The organism is Herbaspirillum sp. AP02 (assembly GCF_015767275.1).
In the GTDB taxonomy this organism is placed as follows: Bacteria; Pseudomonadota; Gammaproteobacteria; order Burkholderiales; family Burkholderiaceae_D; genus Herbaspirillum.
Map to the genome: position 1 here is coordinate 118619 of NZ_JADWMY010000011.1, position 17474 is coordinate 136092.

Below are 17474 nucleotides of genomic sequence, written 5' to 3' on the forward strand. Positions count from 1 at the left end.
CAATGCACAGGCGCTGGCAGCCAAGACCGCGATTGTGCTGCGGCCGCGCTTGAAGCGTCGCGCTTCGGCCACATTTAAATAACAATTCCCGAAACGAATCCCCCGGACCCTCGCAAAATGTCGAGGTCCGGACCATCCAGGTCCACCGGGACCGAACTCCAAGATTGCCGAGAACCACGTATGGCCCAGCTCAACATCCTCCGTTACCCCGATCCGCGCCTGCACAAGATCGCCCAGCCCGTGACCGTCTTCGACGCGCGCATCAAGCAACTGGTGGCCGACATGGCCGAGACCATGTATGCCGCCCCTGGCGTGGGCCTGGCCGCCAGCCAGGTCGACGTGCATGAACAGGTGGTGGTGATCGATGTCTCCGATGAAGGCAAGCACCTGCAGGTGTTCATCAACCCCGAAATCCTGTGGGCCAGCGAGGAAAAGCGCGTCTATGACGAAGGCTGCCTGTCGGTCCCTGGCATCTATGACGGCGTGGAGCGTCCGGCACGCGTGAAGGTGCGCGCCTTCGATGCCGACGGCAAGGCTTTCGAGCTGGATGCCGATGATCTGCTGGCGGTCTGCATCCAGCACGAGATGGACCACCTCAAGGGCAAGGTCTTTGTCGAATATCTCTCGCCGTTGAAGCGCAACCGCATCAAGACCAAGCTGCAGAAGGAAGAGCGAGAATTGAAGAAGAAGGCGGGCTAAGCCTGCTGTTCATCTGCAGCACAAAATCAAAACGCCGGCCAGGGGCAACCCCGGCCGGCGTTTTGGCATTGATGCGCCCTGCGCATCAAGCCATGGATCTGATCAGACCGCCACGAAACGGTACACCCCGTCCTCGCCCAGCACGCGCTTCAGGGCCCCGTCGTACCAGAGCTTGTGCAGATGCGCCACCGCCTCGCCCAGCGCGAAGGACAATTGGTGCGTGTCCAGCGGACGCTTGAACATCACCGGCAGGATATCCACCCCCGTCTGCGGTGTGGCACAGGCCTCCAGCACCTCGGCCAGGCGCAGCCGGTGATGGTCGTTCAGCTGTTCGATGCGTGTGTGCAGGCCGCGGAAAGGTTTGCCATGGGAAGGCAGCACCAAGGCATCGGCAGGCAGGTGAGCGTACTTCTTCAGCGAATCCAGATACTGCTGCACCGGGTTGCTCTCAGGCTCGATGGCAAACACCGAGACATTGGTGGAGATGCGTGGCAAGACCATGTCGCCCGAGATCAGCAGGTTCAATGCGCGGCTGTACAGGGACACATGCTCCGGCGCATGACCAAACCCGGCGATGATCTCCCAGTCACGCCCGTCGATGCGCACCGCCTGGCCATCCTGCATCCGGTGGTAGGCACGCGGCACCGTCGGTACCAGGTCCTGATAATAGTTATTGCGCCCCTGCAGCAGGGCCACTGTTTCAGGATCGGCCAGCCCGTGGCGCTGGAAATGCGGCGTCGCCGCCGTCCCCTCGGCCCCCGGCAGGGCCGCCGACATCACTCGCGCAAACGCGTAATCACCGGTACTCATCCACAGCGGCACCTGCCAGCGCTGGCACAGCCAGTCGGCCAGGCCCACGTGATCCGGATGGCAATGCGTGACCAGCACGCGCACGATGGGCAGGCCATCGAGTTCCTCGGCGAAGATGGTTTCCCAGGCCTGGCGCGTCTCGTCGGTGGCGATACCGCAATCGACCACGGTCCAGCCACGCTGCCGGCCGTGCGGTGTGTCCACCTCGTCTTCCAGCAGCCAGAGATTGATGTGGTTCAGCGCAAAGGGCAGCCCCATGCGCAGCCAGCGCACACCGGGCGCGACCTGCATGGTGCGGCCGATCTCGGGCAGGGTATCGCCGAAGGCGTAGTCGAGCTGGGATTCAAGTGCATTCATCAATGAGCCGGGCCGGGAACGTGGACAGGAGCGACGCCGGACATTGCTCCAGCGACAACGAAAGACCGCCAGTCTAGCGCATGCTGCAATTTCCGCTGGACGACAAGGCACAATATACTTTACGTTAACGTAAAGTGCCAGACCAGGCCGATCCGACTCCTTCGAGCCCCAAGCCCATCAGCGTCCACGTCGTTATGCCCACCTACACCATCACCGAACTGGCAGAAGAATTCGCGATCACGCCGCGTGCGATCCGGTTCTACGAAGACCACGGCATCCTCAATCCCAAGCGCGAAGGCGTGGGGGGACGGCATCGCGTCTATCCCGCACGCGAGCGCACCCGCCTGAAACTGACGCTGCGCGGCAAGCGGCTCGGCTTCACGCTTTCCGAGATCAAGGACCTGATCGACATGTACGAATCGCCCAAGGATACGCAGCCGCAATTGCAGCGTTTCCTGGGCCTGCTGCAACACCATCGCGAAAAGCTGGAGCAACAGCGCGAGGATCTGGAACTGACCCTCTCCGAAATTGCCGCCCACGAAGAGGAATGCCGGCAACTGCTGGTCGAGGGCAGATCGAGGAGCAGTGTCACCAAGACCAAACGCAAGGCCGTGGCCGCCTGAGCCCCGGCAATCCGGATTCATCTGCCGTTAACGTCAACCGGAACGCCCCATCCGGAACACCAGAACAAATTACCCAACGAGGAGACACCATGATCCACCTGCCCGGCCTGAGTTTCGACCACGGAGAAGACATCGCCGCCCTGCGCGAAGCAGTGGCCGCCTTCGCGCACAGCGAGATCGCCCCGCGCGCGGCCGAGATCGACCGCAGCGACCAGTTCCCCATGGACCTGTGGAAGAAGCTGGGCGAGCTCGGCGTGCTGGGCATCACCGTCTCGGAGGAATACGGTGGCGCAGGTCTGGGCTACCTGGCCCACATCATCGCCATGGAGGAAATCTCGCGGGCCTCGGCCTCGGTGGGTCTGTCCTACGGCGCCCACTCCAACCTGTGCGTGAACCAGATCAAGCGCAACGGCAACGAAGAACAGAAGCGCAACTACCTGCCCAAACTGATCTCGGGCGACTACATCGGCGCCCTGGCCATGTCCGAACCCAACGCCGGGTCCGACGTGGTAAGCATGAAACTGCGCGCCGACAAGAAGGGCGACCGCTACGTGCTCAACGGCAGCAAGATGTGGATCACCAATGGGCCCGACGCCGACGTGCTGGTGGTCTACGCCAAGACCGACCTGGACGCCGGCGCCCGTGGCATGACCGCCTTCCTGGTCGAAAAAGGCTACAAGGGATTCTCGGTGGCACAGAAGCTGGACAAGCTGGGCATGCGCGGCTCGCACACGGGTGAGCTGGTGTTCCAGGATTGCGAGGTGCCGGAAGAAAACATCCTGGGCGGCATCGGCCGAGGCGTCAACGTGTTGATGTCGGGCCTGGACTTCGAGCGCAGCGTGCTCTCCGGCGGCCCGCTGGGCATCATGCAGGCCTGCATGGACGTGGTGGTGCCATATGTCCACGACCGCAAGCAGTTCGGCCAGGCCATCGGCGAATTCCAGCTGATGCAGGGCAAGCTGGCCGACATGTATTCCACCATGATGGCCTGCAAGGCCTATGTCTATGCCGTGGGCCAGGCCTGCGACCGCGCCGACAGTGCGGACAAGGTGCGCGCACTGCGCAAGGACGCCGCCGGCGCCATCCTGTACAGCGCCGAGAAGGCCACCTGGATGGCCGGCGAGGCGATCCAGACACTGGGCGGCAATGGCTACATCAACGAATATCCGGTCGGCCGCCTGTGGCGCGACGCCAAACTCTACGAGATCGGTGCCGGCACCAGCGAAATCCGGCGCATGCTGATCGGACGCGAACTGTTCGCCGATACGCTGTAAGCGACGGCTCCCCCTCTTCAACCGCACGGAACATCATGAGCACACCCATCGACTTCTACTTCGACTTCAGCTCCCCCTACGGCTACTTCGGTGCCGTCGAGATCGACAAGCTGGCTGCGCGCTACGGCCGCGCCGTGAGCTGGTACCCGATCCTGCTGGGTCCCATCTTCAAGACCCTGGGCACCAATTCGCTGGTCAACATCCCGGTCAAGGGCGAGTATTCGCGCCACGACATGGAGCGTACCGCCCGCTTCCACAATATCTTCTACAAGGCCCCCAGCAACTTCCCCATCGGCAGCCAGGTCGCCGCGCGCGCCACGCTGTGGGTGCAGCAGACGCAGCCGGCCAAGGCGGTCGAGTTGATCAAGACCTTGTACAGCGCCTACTTCACCGAGGACATCGATATCAGCGTGGTCGAGCACGTGTTGCGCATCGCCGCCGATCTGGGCATCGACCGCACCGCGCTGGAGGCGGCCCTGGCGTCTCCCGAACTGAAGGACCAGCTGCGGCAGGCGACCGAGGCCGCCGGCAAGGCCGGTGTGTTCGGCTCGCCCTTCGTGATTGCCGATGGCGAACAATTCTGGGGCTTCGACCGCTTCCCCCAACTGGAAGCCCTGCTGAAAAACGGAAAGATCTGATGAGCAACAAGAAAGACAAGAGCGGCCCCTGCCCCTGCGGCCAGCCCAGCTTCGACAAATGCTGCGGCCGCTTCATCACCGGCGGCCAGGTGCCCGCCACAGCCGAACTGCTGATGCGCTCGCGCTATAGCGCCTACGCCCTGCGCGACGAAGCCTACCTGCGCGCCACCTGGTTCCCCGAGACACTGCCGGAAGAAGAGCTCACCAGCGAGACCGACGTCAAGTGGATCGGCCTGGAGATCAAGAAGCACCAGCACGCTGCCGGCAGCGATACCGCCACGGTCGAATTCGTGGCGCGCTTCAAGGTGGGGGGCAAGGCCCACCGCCTGCACGAGATCAGCAACTTCGTGCGCCAGCCCGATGGCGAGGGACAGATACGCTGGTACTACGTGGACGGCAACTTCCCCGAAGGCTGACGCTTTCTGCACCACGGCGCCACAACAAGAAACTAAAACAGAGAGACGAGAGACCACCATGCCGCAGATTGAAAGCAAGCTCAACCCGCGCAGCGAGGAATTCCAGCACAATCGCGAAGCCATGCAGCGCATCGTGGATGACCTGCGCCAGAAGGTCGCGGCCATCGCCGAAGGAGGCGGCCAGGCCGCCCGCGAAAAACACCTGGCCCGCGGCAAACTGTTGCCACGCGAGCGCGTGCAGATGCTGCTGGACCCCGGCACGCCCTTCCTGGAATTGTCGCAACTGGCCGCCTACGGCATGTACCGCGAGAAGGATCGCGACGGCAACCTCAAGGACGCCGCGCCCTCGGCCGGCATCATCACCGGCATCGGCCGCGTGGCCGGCCAGGAATGCGTGATCGTCTGCAACGACGCCACCGTCAAGGGTGGCACCTACTACCCGATGACGGCCAAGAAGCACCTGCGCGCCCAGGAGATCGCCGAATTCAACCACCTGCCCTGCATCTATCTGGTCGACAGCGGCGGCGCCAACCTGCCCAACCAGGATGAGGTCTTCCCGGACCGCGACCACTTCGGCCGCATCTTCTTCAACCAGGCCAACCTGTCGGCCCAGGGCATTGCCCAGATCGCCGTGGTGATGGGCTCCTGCACCGCCGGTGGTGCCTATGTCCCGGCCATGAGCGACGAATCCATCATCGTCAAGGACCAGGCCACCATCTTCCTGGCCGGCCCGCCGCTGGTGAAGGCCGCCACCGGCGAGGTGGTCAGTGCCGAGGAGCTGGGCGGCGGCGACGTCCATACACGCCTGTCGGGCGTGGCCGATCATCTGGCCCAGGACGACACCCACGCCCTGGCGATCGCCCGCAACATCGTCGGTCACCTCAACCGCCGCAAGCCGCAGCAACTGGCGCTGCGCGAGAGCGTTGAACCGCACTACCCGGCGCAGGAACTGTATGGCGTCATCCCCACCGATACCCGCAAGCCCTTCGATGTGCGCGAGGTGATCGCCCGCATCGTCGATGCCAGCGCGTTCGATGAATTCAAGGCCCGCTACGGCACCACGCTGGTGTGCGGATTCGCGCACCTGCACGGCATGCCGGTGGGCATCATCGCCAACAACGGCATCCTCTTCTCGGAGGCCGCCGAAAAGGGCACCCACTTCATCGAACTATGTTGCCAGCGCAAGATCCCGCTGATCTTCCTGCAGAACATCACCGGCTTCATGGTCGGCAAGAAGTACGAGAACGAGGGTATCGCCCGCCATGGTGCAAAAATGGTCACCGCCGTTTCCACCGCCAAGGTCCCCAAGCTGACCGTCATCATCGGCGGCAGTTTCGGCGCGGGCAACTATGGCATGTGCGGCCGCGCCTTCTCGCCGCGCTTCCTGTGGATGTGGCCCAATGCACGCATCTCGGTGATGGGCGGTGAACAGGCCGCCAGTGTGCTGGCCACCGTCAAGCGCGACGGCATCGAAGCCCGCGGCGGCAGCTGGAGCGCCGAGGAAGAAGCCGCCTTCAAGGAACCCATCCGCGCCCAGTACGAAAGCCAGGGCCATCCCTACTACGCCTCGGCGCGACTGTGGGACGACGGCGTGATCGACCCCGCCGATACCCGCCAGGTGCTGGCGCTGGGCCTGTCGGCGGCGCTCAACGCCCCCATCGAAGAGACCCGATTCGGCGTCTTCCGCATCTGAGCCACGCCACCGAGGAGACACCATGTTCAACAAGATCCTGATCGCCAATCGCGGCGAAATCGCCTGCCGCGTGGCGGCTACCGCACGTCGCCTGGGCATCGCCACGGTGGCCGTCTATTCCGACGCCGACGCCCGCGCCAAGCACGTCCAGGCCTGCGACCAGAGCGTGCGCCTGGGACCGGCGCCGGCCAAGGAAAGCTATCTCTGCGCCGACAAGATCATCGCCGCTGCCCTGGCCACCGGCGCCCAGGCGATCCATCCGGGCTACGGCTTCCTTTCCGAGAACGCCGAATTCGCCCAGGCCTGCGCCGACGCCGGCCTGGTCTTCATCGGCCCACCGGCCTCGGCGATCCGCGCCATGGGTTCCAAATCGGCCGCCAAGGCGCTGATGGAAACCGCTGCCGTGCCACTGGTGCCGGGCTACCACGGTGAGCGCCAGGAGAGCGATTTCCTGCGTAGCGAAGCCGATCGCATCGGCTATCCGGTACTGCTCAAGGCCAGCGCCGGTGGTGGTGGCAAGGGCATGCGCGTGGTCGAGCGCTCGGAAGACTTCGAGGCCGCGCTGGCCTCCTGCAAGCGCGAGGCCATCTCCAGCTTCGGCGACGACCGCGTGCTGGTCGAAAAATACCTGACCCGGCCACGCCACATCGAAATCCAGGTCTTCGCCGATGGCCAGGGGAACTGCGTCTATCTGTTCGAACGCGACTGCTCCGTGCAGCGCCGTCATCAGAAGGTCCTGGAAGAAGCCCCGGCCCCCGGGATGAGCTGCGGCCGCCGCGCTGCCATGGGGGAAGCGGCGGTGGCTGCGGCCCGCGCCGTCGGCTATGTCGGCGCCGGCACGGTGGAATTCATCGCCGACTACAGCAGCGGCCAGGATGGCAGTTTCTATTTCATGGAAATGAATACCCGCCTGCAGGTGGAGCACCCGGTCACCGAAATGATCACCGGCCTCGATCTGGTGGAGTGGCAACTGCGCGTGGCCGCAGGCCAGGCACTGCCGCTGAAGCAGGAGGCACTGCGCATCAACGGTCACGCCATCGAAGCCCGCATCTATGCGGAGAATCCCGAGAAGGGCTTCCTGCCCTCCATCGGCACCCTCACCCGCATGCGTAGCGCCGCAGCCGTGGAGTTCCGCCTGAGCGAGAGTGGTGCCGGGCAACCGGCGCCGGTGCGCATCGATTCCGGCGTGCGCGAGGGCGATGCCATCTCGCCCTTCTACGACCCCATGATCGCCAAGCTCATCGTCTGGGGCGCCGACCGCGACGCCGCCCTGCGCAACATGGCGCGTGCGCTGGCGCAGTACCAGGTGGTGGGGCTGGCCACCAATATCGGCTTCCTGCAGCGCCTGATTGCCGGTCAAGCCTTCGCCACCGCCGATCTCGATACCGGCCTGATCGAACGTCATCGCGACAGCCTGTTCCCGGCACCCGTCCGGCCAAGTATCGAGACCCTGGCGCTGGCCAGCGCCGCCATCCTGCAGCAGGAGCGCCAGGCCACAAGCGACACCGATCCCTGGGCCCGTACCAGTGGCTGGCGACTCAACACCCGCCTGCTGCGCAGCCTGGACTTCGAGGACGAAGCGGGACCGACGACGGTGCAACTGGACTACGCCGGCGACGGCCGGCACTGGACGCTGCTTGCCGACGGCGGCAAGCATACGCTGGCCTTCGACCCCAGCGGCGAGGATGGCGTACTGGTCTCGCTGGATGGCCGCACGCTGCGCGCCGAGGTCCAGCGGGAGGGCGAATGGCTGCACATCTTCGATGGTCAGGGACAGCGCAGCCTGCGCCATCTCGATCCCATGGCCCACGCCGGCCACAGCGAAGCCGAGGGCGGCCGCCTGACCGCCCCGATGCCCGGCAAGATCGTCGCCCTGCTGGTGCAGAAGGGTGCCAGCGTAGCCCAGGGCGCACCGCTGCTCATCATGGAAGCCATGAAGATGGAACACACCATCGCCGCGCCCGCCGCCGGCGTAGTCGAGGACCTGCTCTATACGGTTGGCGACCAGGTGGCCGAGGGCGCGCAGTTGCTGGAATTCAAGGCCGCCTGAGCGTGCCGGGTACTTTGCCATGAATGCCCCCGCGCTGCGCGTGGCCCCCTCCATCCACGTGCTGGAGCGGGGCTGGCTGTCCTCCAACAACGTGCTGCTGTTCGGCCGCGACGAAGTGGCGATGATCGACAGCGGCTATGTCAGCCATGCCGAGCAGACCCTGACGCTGGTACGGCACGTGCTGGCCCAGCGCGGTCGGGACGGGCTGGACCTGCTGGTCAACACCCATCTGCACTCCGACCACTGCGGTGGCAATGCCGCCCTGCAGGAAGCCTATGGCTGCCGCATTGCCATCCCCGCCGCCGAAGCGGACAAGGTCCGCCACTGGGACGAGGACGCCCTCAGCTACCGCGCCACCGGCCAGCGCTGCCCGCGATTCACGTCGTCGCAGACCATCGGCAGTGGCGACGTGTTGCGCATGGGCGACCTGGACTGGCAGGCGCTGGCCGCTCCCGGACATGACCCGCATGCGTTGCTGTTCTACTGCGCACAGGAAGGCGTGCTGATCTCGGCCGATGCCTTGTGGCGCAATGGCTTCGGCATCATCTTTCCCGAGCTGGATGGCGAATCCGGTTTCGATGAAGCGCGCGCCACGCTGGAACTGATCCGCACGCTCGACGTGCATACCGTCATCCCCGGCCATGGCGCGCCCTTCCAGGACATCGATGACGCCCTGGACAAGGCCTTCTCGCGGCTGGACTATCTGCAGGCCGATCCATTGCGCAACGCCCATAATGGCGTCAAGGTGTTGATCAAGTTCTTGCTGCTGGAGCGCGGCCGTATCCCGCTGGAGCAACTGCCGGCGATGATGCGCGACATCCCCTTGCTGCGCATCACCAATGAACGCTTCCTGCAAATGGACGACATCGCCCTGTCCCGCTGGTGCGTGGCGCAACTGGAACGGGCCGGCGCGGCGCACAGCGACGGCGTGTTCCTGCTGGACCGGTGAGCGCGGCGCCGGAGCCTGAAGCGTGACGGCCATGCTGTTATCATTTCCCGCTCCATCTACCTACCGCGTTTGATCCGACCTCGACCCATGAACGACACCGCTGCCCCCCTGCCCTCCTCCGCCCAACGCGTTGCCGACCTGCTGGCCGGCATGGGACATGACAAACCGGTCGTGATGCTGCCCTCGACCGGCCGCACCTCGGCTGAGGCCGCCGCCGCCGTCGGTTGCAGCGTGGCCGAGATCGCCAAGTCCATCATCTTCCGCCGTGTGGCCGACGATGCGCCGGTGCTGGTCATCGCCAGCGGCGCCAACCGCGTCGACGAAGCCAAGGTGACCGCCCTGGTCGGCCCGCTGGGCAAGGCCGATGCCCGCTTCGTGCGCGACAACACCGGCTACGCCATCGGTGGCGTCTGCCCGGTCGGCCACGTCGTCAAGCCGGTGATGCTGATCGACCGCGACCTGTTCAACTACGACAGCGTCTGGGCCGCCGCCGGCCACCCGCATGCCGTCTTCAATCTCACCGCCACGCAACTGCAGGACATGACCGGCGGCGCCGTCAGTGATGTGCGACTGGACGCCGCGCCGACCGCAGCCTGATCTCGACTGAACCAGACCAGAACAAGAATTCCCACGAACACAGCCAACGGAGACAAGCCAGATGAACCTGCCCAAGAAAGTGAAGATCGTCGAAGTCGGACCCCGCGACGGTCTGCAGAACGAGAAGGAAACCATTTCCGCCGCGATCAAGATCGAACTGGTCGACCGTCTCACGGCGGCGGGTTTCCCGAATGTGGAAGCGGCCTCCTTCGTCTCGCCCAAGTGGGTGCCGCAGATGGCGACCTCGACCGCGGTCATGCATGGCATCACGCGCAAGCCGGGCGTGGTCTATTCGGCGCTGGTGCCCAACATGAAGGGCTTCGAGGCGGCGCTGGAAGCGGGTGTGGATGAGGTGGTGATCTTTGGCGCGGCCTCGGAAGCGTTTTCGCAGAAGAACATCAACTGCTCCATCGCTGAATCCATCGACCGATTCGCCGAAGTCGCCAAGGCCGCCAAGGCCCATCGCAAGCGCCTGCGTGCGGCGGTCAGTTGCGCCTTCGGCTGCCCGTACCAGGGTGAGGTCCCGCTGGAGGCGGTGGCCGATGTCGTCCGGCGCTTCCGCGAGCTGGGCTGTGACGAGATCGACATCGCCGACACCATCGGCGTGGCTACGCCGGACAAGGTGCGCCCGGTGATGGAAACGGCGATCCGCGAATTCCATATCGAAGGACTCTCCGGCCATTTCCACGATACCTATGGACAGGCGCTGGCCAACATCTACGCCAGCCTGCAGGTCGGCATCAGCATCTACCACGCCTCCGTCGCCGGCCTGGGCGGCTGCCCCTACGCCAAGGGCGCAACCGGCAACGTCGCCACCGAAGATGTACTGTACATGATGAACGGCCTGGGGATAGAGACGGGCGTGGACCTGGATGCGGTGGTCGATGCGGGACAGTTCATCTCGCAGCACCTGGGACGCAAGTCGGTCAGCCGTGCGGGAAATGCGATGGCGGCAAAGCGGGTGGGGTGAGGCGGCACTGTTGGACAGTCGCCTCAGTTGCAGTGATGGTACCGACCGACTGACAGCTGGCAAGCAGAACGGCGCGGGGCTGCCATGAGCAGCCGCCGCGCCATCGCTTATTCCTTATTGCAGTTTGCTCACTGCTGACGATAACGACGCAATCCGCGTACCGGCAACTTGTCGGCCTCGATCAGCGCCTTCTTCAAGGCGCGTTTGTGCAGCACGGCGCCGGCGATCAGTGCGACGGCAGCCAGGACGATGATGAGGACGTTGACCAGATCGAAGTTTTGCATGATTCCCCCTACGACAAATGACGGCTGATGAAACTCGGGCATGGCCCCTCCGGCTGTGCCGGACCCGCAACACGCCCCCGGTGGCGCCTGCGTGGCCTGTTTTACGCCAAGCTTGTGGAAAACATAGCACATGGCCGGGATAAGACAGTAAATCATATAAATAATTTCCTGCAATTTCCCATTCGCGCAACAAAAAGCACGGTCGTTATATTTTTTCGACTTTTATCCTATAATCGTCCGACAAAAGCGGCCTTGTGCCTTGATATAACGACAACCAACGAGAGACGACCATGCCACCAGCCCCTGCTTACCCCAAAGCATTGCAAGATCTGCGCCTGCCCATCATCTGCTCGCCCATGTTCATCGCCAGCGGTCCTGCGCTGGTCGCGGCCCAGTGCAAGGCCGGGCTGGTCGGTTCGTTTCCCGCGCTCAATGCCCGGCCGGCAGAGCAGCTGGATGTCTGGCTGACCCAGTTGCAGGACGAACTGGCGCAGTGGCAGGCGCAGCATCCGGAGCGCAAGGTCGGTCCGATTGCGGTGAACCAGATCGTGCACCAGTCCAACGACCGCCTGGCCCAGGACGTGGCCACCTGCGTCAAGCACCAGGTCCCCGTCATCATCTCCAGCCTGCGCGCGCCGCCGCAGGAAATGCTGGATGCCGTGCACAGCTATGGCGGCATCGTGCTGCATGACGTGATTTCCCTGCGCCATGCCGAAAAGGCGCTGGAAGCCGGGGTCGATGGCCTGATCCTGGTGGCGGCCGGCGCCGGCGGTCATGCCGGGACACTGTCTCCCTTCGCGCTGGTGGGCGAGGTACGCAAGATGTTCCAGGGGCCGCTGGTGCTGTCCGGCGCCATTGCCACGGGCGACGCCGTGCTGGCCGCGCAGGCCATGGGCGCCGACTTCGCCTACATGGGCTCGCGCTGGCTGGCGACCCGCGAATCGAACGTCGATGAAGCCTATCGCCAGGCCATCGTCGACTCCACCGCGGCCGATGTGGTGTACACCAACCTCTTCACGGGGGTACACGGCAACTATCTCAAGAAGTCCATCGTCAATGCCGGGCTGGACCCGGACAACCTGCCCGAGGCCGACAAGACCAAGATGAACTTCGGCTCAGGCGGCGGCAGCAAGGCCAAGGCCTGGCGCGACATCTGGGGCGCGGGTCAGGGAGTGGGACTGATGGAGGACGTACCCGGTGTCGCGGAGATGGTGGACCGGCTGGAAGCCGAATACCGCGCAGCGCGCGCCCGGCTGGCGTTGTAGGGGCCTGCACGGCGGAGTATTGATGGTTTGAGCAAAGGCGGATGGGTGACCCCATCCGCCTTTCTCTTTTTGTGCATCTCTGCACCAGCGCGGGGGAACGCGCCCAGTCCTGGCGCATCCCACGGACGAGTTCATCGCCCTACCACGCTCTTGCCGCTCGCCTTGTGCGAATCGTCTGTCGGACAGAATCCTATTTTGCATCCTGCCTTGTAACTGGCGGCACTTCTTGTACGGGGTCCGGTCGTATTTGTTCGCTTCGTGCATGCGCAAGGTAGCTGATGAGCTTGTGACCCGCCGTAGTCACGCCTCACGGTACCTGCCCTGCAGCAAAAGAAGAGTCAACCATTTGATGCGAGGACCCCAACATGACCAGCTTCCTGAGAACCAGAAAAGATCGTCATCCGAAACACGACAAACCCCGACTACCGCATGAGCAAGACCAGAACGTTGACCGCCAGGACCCGGCGCGCAGCGGCCATCAGGTAGACCGCCCGGAAATCCGCCAGGCCTACGACGATATCCGCAAGGGCCAGGTCGATACCGACCTGCGCGGTACGGGCGGTCTGGACGAAGTCAACAAGGGTGCGGGCGGCCGGGCAGCCGGTGCCCCGCGCAAGGAGCTCGACGAAGGTTGAGCAGACAGAGTGCTGTCAGGCCGCGCGCCGGATGAGCGGGCCGCTCCGCCTGCGTCCCGCGCCCCCGGGAGAGATTACAGATCTGAACGGACGATCCAGTCCGAGATGATGGCAAACAACTCCTGCGGCTTTTCCATCGGCGTCATGTGACCGCTATCGCCGATGATCTCCAGGCACGATTGCGGTATCCGTCGTGCCATCTCTTCCGATTCCTCCACGCTGCGCAACTTGTCTTCATCACTGCTGACGATGAGGACCGGGCACTGCAATTGCTGCAGCTCTTCCGCATTGCTGTCGCGCAGGGTCTGCAGCTGGCGCAGGAAGACTTCCTTGCCGTTGGCCAGTGCCATCGCCTGCAGCCGGTCCAGCAGCGTCCGGTCGCTACTGCGCGCCGGATGCAGCGACGAAGCCAGCGCCCGCGAGGTCAGCCCCTTGAAGGGCGTGCGCTGGGCCATGTCGATCTGGGCCAGCGTGCCCTGCGATTCACGCTCGGTCTGCGGGCGCGAAGAGGTATTGAGCAAGGCCAGCCCGAGCACGCGCTCGGGCGCCTTGAGGGCAATCGCCTGGGCCACGAAGCCTCCCATGGAAAAGCCGAACAACACGAAACGCTCCGGTGCCTGCCGCAGGACCGCATCGGCCATGGCCTGGACGCCGATGTCCTGGCCGAGGTCGCCAAAGGTCAGGGAGCCCAGCGTGGCGAGATCGCCTTGCATGTCGTCCCACAGGTGTTCGTTGAGCATGAAGCCCGGCAGCAGGACCAGGTTGCGCATCGTGATTTTCCTTGCATCCGTTGTACCAAAAAGAGGCGCCATTGTAGGCGCCCGCGCCATCTACTGCAGCCATAGCGCGCGCCGGCTGGAGCCGGCCATGGCCAGGCACAGCACGCCCAGCAGCGCCAGCGCCGCCTGCAGACCCCAGCCATGCGCCAGGAAGCCGAATACCGGCGGCCCGATCAGGCTACCGCTATAGCCCAGCGTGGCCACTGCCGCCAGTGCCGTCGAACCGTGGCGGCCGGCAGCACTGAAGACGAAGGGAAACACCGCCGCCACGCCGGTACCGGCGATGGCAAAACCCACGATAGCCACGGCCATGCCCGGCGCGACCACCGCCAGCGCGATGCCGACGCTGGCGACCAGGGTGCCGACCCAGACCACGCGGCGCGCGTCGTAACGGGCCTTGAGGCCGTCACCGACCATGCGCATGATCAGCATCATGCCGGCGAAGGCGGCATAGGCCAGCGGCGTGGTGCCATCGCTGGCGCCGATATGGTCCTTCATGTAGATGCCACTCCAGTCGGCCACCGAACCCTCGACGATGGCCCCGCAAAAGGCGATCACCCCCAGCACCACCAGATGCCCGTGCGGTACCGCGAAGAGCTTGCGCTGCGGATCGTGTTCCGGGCGGTCGTCAGGCAGGGCCGTGTAGGCCGCATGCAGGGGATAGAGGAACAGCGCCGCCACCAGCAGGAAATGCCAGACCGGAGCGATGCCCAGCCCCGCCACCGCACTGGCAGCCAGCGCGCCCGAGAAGGTCCCTACGCAGAACCAGCCGTGCAGCATCGACATGATGGGTCGCCCGGCATCGCGTTCGGCCTGGGCACCGAGCGCGTTGATGGCGACGTCGAAGCAACTGGAGGCTGCGCCATACAGCGTGCACACCAGCATCAGGCTCGCCAGTCCCGGCGCCAGGCCCAGCAGCGGCAGCGACACCAGCAGCGCCAGCCCGGCGTAGAGGGTGCTATGGCGCGCCCCGTAGTGTGCGGTGATCCAGGCCGCCAGCGGAAACGAACCGACCGCGCCGATTCCGCCGCACAACAGCACCAGCGCCAGGGTAGCCGCATCCAGCTGCAAATGATCCCGGATGGCGGGAATGCGTGCGGCCCAGGTGGCAAAAACGATTCCCAGCAGCAGGAAAAACAGGGGAATGGCAAACTTGCGCCAGATCAGACGCGAGGGAGAAGCAGGACGGGAAGGAGACGGCTTGGTTGTCATCGATAGGTCAGGAATGTAAACTGCGCAAAAATCATTTCTTTCCTGAAATGAGTTTCAGTATTGCAAACCGCTATTATCCGACAACCGGGAAAGCGCATCGTCATGCGCTGTCGGACACCGCGGTGCAGGGCCGTCTGCGGGCGGCCAATCAGAAGCCAACGGACCTGCCAGCTTGCAAGAAGGGCGCATGCCGCCTTGCAGATCACGGATCGAACCGCAGCTCTGAGCGACCGACGCTGCCGGCGGCTGCAATCTCGCAGGGACAGGAATGCCAGTTTCAGAACCGAACAAGATCTATCAGGAAGTCATCGATGCATTGATCGCCATGCATCGGCTCACTGACGGCTATACGCCCAATCACGAAGACCAGACCGCCGAGCTGGCGGTCATGATCGGGCGGCATCTGTGCCTGCCGGCCGAGCGCATCGACGTGCTGCACATGGCGGCCCAGGTGCATGACATCGGCAAGGCCAGGATACCGCTGGAGCTGCTCACCAAGCCGGGCCGCATCACGGCCGACGAATATGGCGTGCTCAAGACCCACGTGCAATTCGGCTACGAGATGCTCAACAAGATCAGCTTCCCCTTCAACCTGGCCGAGATCGTCTGGTGCCACCATGAATACCTCGACGGCAGCGGCTATCCGCGTGGCATCAGCGGCGACGCCCTGCCCTTCGAATCGCGCATCCTGACCGTTGCTGACATCGTCGAATCGATGTCGGCCGACCGCCCCTACCGCAAGTCGCTGGGCATGGCCGTGGCGCTGGAAGAAATCCAGCGCCAGCGTGGCAGCCGTCTCGATCCGGTGGTAGTGGACGCCTGCCTGCACGTGGTACAGGAGCACAACTGGCGCCCCATTGCCAGTTGAACCGCCACCGATGCAGCGTGCATCCCTGCTGCATCGGCTACACTGGGCGCCATAACAAGACCGCCCGGAGACGCCACCCCATGACCAGCCACGCTGCGCATGCGCCCTCGCCCTTCATCCTGCGCCACCCCATCCTGACTGCCCTGGCCCTGTCGCTTGGCACCGCCGTGGCACTCGGCCTGGCGCGTTTTTCCTACGCCCTGCTGCTGGCACCGATGCGCGCCGACCTCGGCTGGCCTTATCTGGTGGCCGGCGGCATGAACACCGGCAATGCCCTGGGCTACCTGCTGGGCGCGCTGCTGACGCCATTGCTGATGCGCCGCTTCCAGGCGCACCGGGTGCTCATTGCAGGCGCCTTCGGGACGGCGCTGCTGTCCTTCCTGCCGGCCCTGACCACGGACACACTGCTACAACTGTTGCTGCGGATGGTCACGGGCGTGACCAGTGCGTTCATCTTCGTCTCGGGGGGACTGCTGGTCAGCCGCCTGGCGGCGCTGCATGCGCAACGCGCAGGCCTGCTGCTGGGGCTCTACTACGGTGGCACCGGCATCGGCATCGTCGCCGCCGCACTGCTGGTGCCACCCGTGATGGACGCCGCCCTGGCACAGGGCGCGCCCCATCCCTGGCAATCGGCCTGGATACTGCTGGGCGTACTGGCGCTGGCGGCCAGCGTGGTCATGGCATTGCCGGCGCGACTGATGCCGACCAGCCCGGCGCAGGCGGCCGGCGCCAGCCGTTGGCGCGCACGCAGCCTGCTATACGGACTGGTCGGCTATCTCTTTTTCGGACTGGGCTATATCGGCTACATGACCTTTGTCATCGCTCTGCTCAAGGAAGAAGGCATGGCACCGGCGCGCATCACGCTCTTCTTTGCGCTGCTGGGCGCGGCCACCTTCGCCTCCTCACGCATCTGGGCGCGCATGCTGGACCGCTTCCGTGGCGGGCAGTCGCTGGCCATCCTCAACGGCCTGCTGTGCGTGGCCACGCTGCTGCCGGCCACGACCGACGCGACGCTGGCAGTGTTCGCCTCCGGCCTGCTCTTCGGGGGATGTTTTCTCTCTGCGGTGGCCTCGACCACGGCCATGGTGCGCCACAACCTGCCGCCCTCGGACTGGCCGGCCGGCATCAGCGCTTTCACCATCGTCTTCGCGGTCGGGCAGATCATCGGTCCGTCCATCGTCGGCTGGATCGCCGATGGCGCCGGTGGGCTGCAACGCGGACTGGTGTTTTCCGCACTGATGCTGCTGGCCGGGTCCCTGGTGGCGTGGCGCCAGCGGCCGCTGGGCTGAGGTGAGACGCGGCGCACGGAACGAGCGCCACGCGTTGCCTGAGGTTTTCTGCACCGCGGGCCGACG

At 64.8% G+C, this 17474-nt stretch carries 18 protein-coding genes; 14 read left to right on the plus strand and 4 right to left on the minus strand.

Translation table 11 applies throughout. The features are described 5' to 3' along the window. Nucleotides 1-180: 180 nt before the first annotated feature. Nucleotides 181-699, plus strand: a complete 519-nt coding sequence (def, locus tag I5R65_RS20035; protein ID WP_180666912.1) for a peptide deformylase — start codon at nt 181-183, stop codon at nt 697-699. 102 nt (nt 700-801) lie between these two features. Here the strand turns inward: def and I5R65_RS20040 are convergent, their stop codons facing one another. Further along, nucleotides 802-1866, minus strand: coding sequence for an MBL fold metallo-hydrolase (locus I5R65_RS20040; protein ID WP_180666914.1), 1065 nt, complete (start codon nt 1864-1866; stop codon nt 802-804). Between the two features lie 194 nt (nt 1867-2060). On the opposite strand from I5R65_RS20040, the gene I5R65_RS20045 reads away from it, so the two are divergent. The 9 genes from I5R65_RS20045 to I5R65_RS20085 all read left to right on the plus strand — a co-directional run bounded on the left by I5R65_RS20045 (nt 2061) and on the right by I5R65_RS20085 (nt 11076). Next, nucleotides 2061-2489 carry a MerR family DNA-binding transcriptional regulator gene (locus tag I5R65_RS20045; protein ID WP_180666916.1) on the plus strand — a complete coding sequence of 143 codons (429 nt, stop codon included), beginning with the start codon at nt 2061-2063 and terminating at the stop codon, nt 2487-2489. 89 nt (nt 2490-2578) lie between these two features. Next, nucleotides 2579-3763 carry an isovaleryl-CoA dehydrogenase gene (locus I5R65_RS20050; RefSeq protein WP_180666918.1) on the plus strand — a complete coding sequence of 395 codons (1185 nt, stop codon included), beginning with the start codon at nt 2579-2581 and terminating at the stop codon, nt 3761-3763. A gap of 35 nt (nt 3764-3798) precedes the next feature. Next, a complete protein-coding gene (locus tag I5R65_RS20055; RefSeq protein ID WP_180666920.1) occupies nt 3799-4401 on the plus strand; it encodes a 2-hydroxychromene-2-carboxylate isomerase in 603 nt (200 codons plus the stop codon). Further along, nucleotides 4401-4817: a YchJ family protein gene (locus I5R65_RS20060; protein ID WP_180666923.1), complete on the plus strand. Its 417-nt coding sequence runs from the start codon at nt 4401-4403 to the stop codon at nt 4815-4817. Before I5R65_RS20055 ends, I5R65_RS20060 begins: the two co-directional genes overlap by 1 nt. A 58-nt stretch (nt 4818-4875) precedes the next feature. Then, nucleotides 4876-6510, plus strand: a complete 1635-nt coding sequence (locus I5R65_RS20065) for a carboxyl transferase domain-containing protein (RefSeq protein ID WP_180666925.1) — start codon at nt 4876-4878, stop codon at nt 6508-6510. A gap of 22 nt (nt 6511-6532) precedes the next feature. Then, on the plus strand, nt 6533-8560 hold the full coding sequence (locus I5R65_RS20070) for an acetyl/propionyl/methylcrotonyl-CoA carboxylase subunit alpha (RefSeq protein WP_180666927.1): 2028 nt from the start codon (nt 6533-6535) through the stop codon (nt 8558-8560). Nucleotides 8561-8579: 19 nt separating this feature from the next. Next, nucleotides 8580-9509, plus strand: a complete 930-nt coding sequence (locus I5R65_RS20075; RefSeq protein WP_180666928.1) for an MBL fold metallo-hydrolase — start codon at nt 8580-8582, stop codon at nt 9507-9509. Nucleotides 9510-9596: 87 nt separating this feature from the next. After that, nucleotides 9597-10106 carry a YbaK/EbsC family protein gene (locus tag I5R65_RS20080; protein WP_180666930.1) on the plus strand — a complete coding sequence of 170 codons (510 nt, stop codon included), beginning with the start codon at nt 9597-9599 and terminating at the stop codon, nt 10104-10106. 61 nt (nt 10107-10167) lie between these two features. Continuing rightward, complete coding sequence (locus I5R65_RS20085) at nt 10168-11076, plus strand: hydroxymethylglutaryl-CoA lyase (protein ID WP_180666932.1); 909 nt, start codon at nt 10168-10170, stop codon at nt 11074-11076. Nucleotides 11077-11204: 128 nt separating this feature from the next. Here I5R65_RS20085 and I5R65_RS20090 read toward each other — a convergent pair whose 3' ends face one another. Then, nucleotides 11205-11360: a hypothetical protein gene (locus tag I5R65_RS20090; protein ID WP_166757989.1), complete on the minus strand. Its 156-nt coding sequence runs from the start codon at nt 11358-11360 to the stop codon at nt 11205-11207. A gap of 290 nt (nt 11361-11650) precedes the next feature. Here I5R65_RS20090 and I5R65_RS20095 point away from each other — a divergent pair, with 290 nt between their 5' ends. Then, nucleotides 11651-12625, plus strand: coding sequence for a nitronate monooxygenase family protein (locus I5R65_RS20095; RefSeq protein WP_180666934.1), 975 nt, complete (start codon nt 11651-11653; stop codon nt 12623-12625). 365 nt (nt 12626-12990) lie between these two features. Next, entirely contained in the window at nt 12991-13260 is a 270-nt protein-coding gene (locus I5R65_RS20100) for a hypothetical protein (protein ID WP_180666936.1), read from the plus strand. 74 nt (nt 13261-13334) lie between these two features. On the opposite strand, the gene I5R65_RS20105 is transcribed toward I5R65_RS20100, so the two are convergent. Further along, nucleotides 13335-14030, minus strand: a complete 696-nt coding sequence (locus I5R65_RS20105) for an alpha/beta fold hydrolase (protein WP_180666938.1) — start codon at nt 14028-14030, stop codon at nt 13335-13337. A gap of 60 nt (nt 14031-14090) precedes the next feature. Then, on the minus strand, nt 14091-15251 hold the full coding sequence (locus I5R65_RS20110; protein ID WP_180666940.1) for an MFS transporter: 1161 nt from the start codon (nt 15249-15251) through the stop codon (nt 14091-14093). A 268-nt stretch (nt 15252-15519) separates the two neighbouring features. On the opposite strand from I5R65_RS20110, the gene I5R65_RS20115 reads away from it, so the two are divergent. Both I5R65_RS20115 and I5R65_RS20120 read left to right on the plus strand, forming a co-directional pair. After that, the gene (locus I5R65_RS20115) at nt 15520-16119 is read left to right on the plus strand and encodes an HD-GYP domain-containing protein (protein ID WP_180666942.1); all 600 of its coding nucleotides are present in this window, start codon (nt 15520-15522) and stop codon (nt 16117-16119) included. Between the two features lie 80 nt (nt 16120-16199). After that, nucleotides 16200-17408 (plus strand): YbfB/YjiJ family MFS transporter, encoded by a 1209-nt coding sequence (locus I5R65_RS20120; RefSeq protein ID WP_180666944.1) that lies wholly within the window; start codon nt 16200-16202, stop codon nt 17406-17408. The last annotated feature ends 66 nt before the right edge of the window (nt 17409-17474 follow it).

Bases quoted from the DNA above. Each gene is read 5' to 3' on its own strand.
- def (WP_180666912.1), top strand. From the start codon at position 181: ATGGCCCAGCTCAACATCCTCCGTTACCCCGATCCGCGCCTGCACAAG.
- I5R65_RS20040 (WP_180666914.1), bottom strand. From the start codon at position 1,866: ATGAATGCACTTGAATCCCAGCTCGACTACGCCTTCGGCGATACCCTG.
- I5R65_RS20045 (WP_180666916.1), top strand. From the start codon at position 2,061: ATGCCCACCTACACCATCACCGAACTGGCAGAAGAATTCGCGATCACG.
- I5R65_RS20050 (WP_180666918.1), top strand. From the start codon at position 2,579: ATGATCCACCTGCCCGGCCTGAGTTTCGACCACGGAGAAGACATCGCC.
- I5R65_RS20055 (WP_180666920.1), top strand. From the start codon at position 3,799: ATGAGCACACCCATCGACTTCTACTTCGACTTCAGCTCCCCCTACGGC.
- I5R65_RS20060 (WP_180666923.1), top strand. From the start codon at position 4,401: ATGAGCAACAAGAAAGACAAGAGCGGCCCCTGCCCCTGCGGCCAGCCC.
- I5R65_RS20065 (WP_180666925.1), top strand. From the start codon at position 4,876: ATGCCGCAGATTGAAAGCAAGCTCAACCCGCGCAGCGAGGAATTCCAG.
- I5R65_RS20070 (WP_180666927.1), top strand. From the start codon at position 6,533: ATGTTCAACAAGATCCTGATCGCCAATCGCGGCGAAATCGCCTGCCGC.
- I5R65_RS20075 (WP_180666928.1), top strand. From the start codon at position 8,580: ATGAATGCCCCCGCGCTGCGCGTGGCCCCCTCCATCCACGTGCTGGAG.
- I5R65_RS20080 (WP_180666930.1), top strand. From the start codon at position 9,597: ATGAACGACACCGCTGCCCCCCTGCCCTCCTCCGCCCAACGCGTTGCC.
- I5R65_RS20085 (WP_180666932.1), top strand. From the start codon at position 10,168: ATGAACCTGCCCAAGAAAGTGAAGATCGTCGAAGTCGGACCCCGCGAC.
- I5R65_RS20090 (WP_166757989.1), bottom strand. From the start codon at position 11,360: ATGCAAAACTTCGATCTGGTCAACGTCCTCATCATCGTCCTGGCTGCC.
- I5R65_RS20095 (WP_180666934.1), top strand. From the start codon at position 11,651: ATGCCACCAGCCCCTGCTTACCCCAAAGCATTGCAAGATCTGCGCCTG.
- I5R65_RS20100 (WP_180666936.1), top strand. From the start codon at position 12,991: ATGACCAGCTTCCTGAGAACCAGAAAAGATCGTCATCCGAAACACGAC.
- I5R65_RS20105 (WP_180666938.1), bottom strand. From the start codon at position 14,030: ATGCGCAACCTGGTCCTGCTGCCGGGCTTCATGCTCAACGAACACCTG.
- I5R65_RS20110 (WP_180666940.1), bottom strand. From the start codon at position 15,251: ATGACAACCAAGCCGTCTCCTTCCCGTCCTGCTTCTCCCTCGCGTCTG.
- I5R65_RS20115 (WP_180666942.1), top strand. From the start codon at position 15,520: ATGCCAGTTTCAGAACCGAACAAGATCTATCAGGAAGTCATCGATGCA.
- I5R65_RS20120 (WP_180666944.1), top strand. From the start codon at position 16,200: ATGACCAGCCACGCTGCGCATGCGCCCTCGCCCTTCATCCTGCGCCAC.